Here is a 2290-nt window from a genome sequence, read left to right as displayed (position 1 = left end):
AAACAGGCCGCTTAAAACGGTCAATGGTGACAACTATCTTGAAAAACGCCGCATCCGTAATGAGTTTATTTATACGTTTAAGTGTTTTCTTGTCTTGCGTCTGCCAATAAACATAATCATTCCAAGATTCATCAGTCCAAGATAATAAACGACTACTCATCGATTAAATCTCTTTGGCTCACCTTACCCGCTTTAAACTGAGCAATTGAACGATGTAAGTGCTCAGCATTTGCCGGAGAACGAAGCAAATGAACCGTTTCCATTAAGCTATTGTAATAATCTAGTGACATAACAACCGCATCTTCAGAATCACGACGCGTGATCACGGTTGTATCTGCGTCATTAACAACAGCATCCAAAACGCTCTTCAAGCTATTTCTAGCTTCGGTAAAAGATACAATTCTCATAAAACCTCCACATGTACGTTTAATGAGACAAGTATATGACTAAAAAACCAACTTGTACAGCTAATGGAACATGCGAACTTGTAAGCAGCTAACGCTTCAATCAGCCGACACGTTAGTGGTCGGCTGTATTGATTTGTTAGCCACCATTTGCTGCATCGATTTCCTCATCTCCGTCATTAACGGGTATGGATAATTATCAATATCATTTGATGCGGTAAGTATGAACAAGTCAATGTCAGGGTAATAGTGGAAAGTTGCAAACGAGTAGCCATTCGAGCCATCGTGCCAAATACTTGTAAACTCTTCAGGGGGGCTTGAAATTACCCAGCCGTAACCGTAGTAATCTATCTTACTTGGGGTTTCAGCAATATGTGGATGAAGCATTTGTGCCCACGAGGCCGCACTTAAAATCTGTCCAGAACGAAGGGCCAAGTACCACGCGTGCATATCTTGAGCTGTGGAGAGAAAGTGCCCGGAGCCTTCACCCCAACGCCTACCTGGTTTTTCACGTAGATGTTGCAAAGGATCGCCAACACTCCGACTTGCAGCCTGTATCCTGAACAGCCATTGCAGCCAGTTTTGGTCTGCGCCGTAATTTATGGCAAGTCTTTCTTGCGGTACATTCAACAGTCGATACCCTGTTTCTGTTAAGCCCGCCGGTAACAGGATATTTTGGTGAATGTAAGCCTCCCAGTTTTGGCCTGATGCAATTTCAATCAGCTGAGCCAACAAGCTGAAACCTATATTCGAATAGTGATAGGCTTCGCCTGGGGTGGATACTAATTTCAGTTTAAGTACTTGAGAAATATAAGCGTCAATGTCTATAACATCGTACTCTCGGAAGCGCCGCGGTGGGTTCACCGGCAATCCAGAGGAATTGGTAAGTAAATGATGGATCGTGATATTCTTTTTATCAGCAGGAACATCTGGAAAGTAGTTATCGATTGTAGCGGAGAGTGATAACTTCCCTTGCTCTACTAACAACATAATGGCCGTTGCGGTAAATTGCTTGGTCACTGAGCCAATATCAAAAACGGTGTGCTCATCAAAAGCGCGCTGATTTTCTCTGTCCGCGAAGCCAAAGCTTTGATGAAAAATAATGGCATCAGAGTTTGCGACGAATACCGTTCCGGAAAACGCTGATTGCTCAAGTTTTTGCTGCCAATGCTGCAAAGGTTCTGCCGCCGATAGCTGTAAAGCGACTAGTAGTGACCAGACACCGGCAAAAGCCATGCGAAATTTAAGTCTTACCCCAGTTGTTTTCAAAATTACCTATCCTTGTTGTGGCTAACGCCCGCCACAAACGCGTGCAACTTGTTGCGAGTCGAGCGCCCAACGGGCGCGTTTTTGATGGCGTTTGTTATATGCCTACTGGGCATTGAAAAAAGAAATTGTTGCAATAGCCGCAACCAAAACGATTAAACCAGTACCTATACAAACATTTTTATTATGTTGCCGCGATGCGGGGTACTTACCAAAGCTGAATACCTTTAACGTCAAGTAGCCACAACCATGGACAAAAAACTCAATAAAACCGTAAATAATTATCCATTTAGCAAGTGCAAGGAAACTTCTGCCAACAATCTCAATGATTTCACTCATCCCCGATTAATTCCTCTAGCATATAACGCCCAAATTTAGCGCGGAAAGCCGCGCAGCGGGTTGACGTCGCAGCCAGCGATTTTTGCTGGCGATAAAATTTGTTTGTTATGCGCCTTGCTCACAACCCCACTTAATACCATAATTAGGTAACTTTTGGTATCCGGAGAGCTGCACATGGCAAAGAACACAAGTATAACTATTGGAGAACACTTTGAGGGCTTTATTGCAAGCCAGATCCAAAGTGGGCGTTACGGCTCAGCGAGTGAAGTCATTCGCTCAGC

General features: G+C 43.9%; 5 protein-coding genes. 1 reads left to right on the top strand and 4 read right to left on the bottom strand.

Annotated elements, in window-relative coordinates; translation table 11 throughout:
* From JJU14_RS16560 to JJU14_RS16545, 4 genes are all read right to left on the bottom strand, one after another.
* Positions 1-160 (bottom strand): type II toxin-antitoxin system YoeB family toxin (locus JJU14_RS16560; RefSeq protein ID WP_228614818.1); only part of this gene is annotated, 160 nt, incomplete at its 3' end.
* A complete protein-coding gene (locus JJU14_RS16555) occupies positions 153-407 on the bottom strand; it encodes a type II toxin-antitoxin system prevent-host-death family antitoxin (protein ID WP_009836585.1) in 255 nt (84 codons plus the stop codon). The genes JJU14_RS16560 and JJU14_RS16555, both read right to left, overlap by 8 nt.
* Before the next feature lie 96 nt (positions 408-503).
* Positions 504-1673, bottom strand: coding sequence for a serine hydrolase domain-containing protein (locus JJU14_RS16550; RefSeq protein WP_228614816.1), 1170 nt, complete (start codon positions 1671-1673; stop codon positions 504-506).
* Between the two features lie 102 nt (positions 1674-1775).
* Entirely contained in the window at positions 1776-2009 is a 234-nt protein-coding gene (locus tag JJU14_RS16545; RefSeq protein ID WP_228614815.1) for a hypothetical protein, read from the bottom strand.
* A 174-nt stretch (positions 2010-2183) separates the two neighbouring features.
* On the opposite strand from JJU14_RS16545, the gene JJU14_RS16540 reads away from it, so the two are divergent.
* Positions 2184-2290: type II toxin-antitoxin system ParD family antitoxin (locus JJU14_RS16540; RefSeq protein WP_228614817.1), on the top strand; the 107-nt coding region annotated here is incomplete at its 3' end.

Origin of the sequence: Alkalimonas sp., assembly GCF_020831925.1 — a bacterium.
Taxonomy (GTDB): domain Bacteria; phylum Pseudomonadota; class Gammaproteobacteria; order Enterobacterales; family Alteromonadaceae; genus Alkalimonas.
This window is presented reverse-complemented; position numbering and strand designations above follow the sequence as displayed.

What these genes read in the sequence shown, in the direction of transcription:
- JJU14_RS16555 (WP_009836585.1), bottom strand. Translation starts at nt 407, where the DNA reads ATGAGAATTGTATCTTTTACCGAAGCTAGAAATAGCTTGAAGAGCGTT.
- JJU14_RS16545 (WP_228614815.1), bottom strand. Translation starts at nt 2,009, where the DNA reads ATGAGTGAAATCATTGAGATTGTTGGCAGAAGTTTCCTTGCACTTGCT.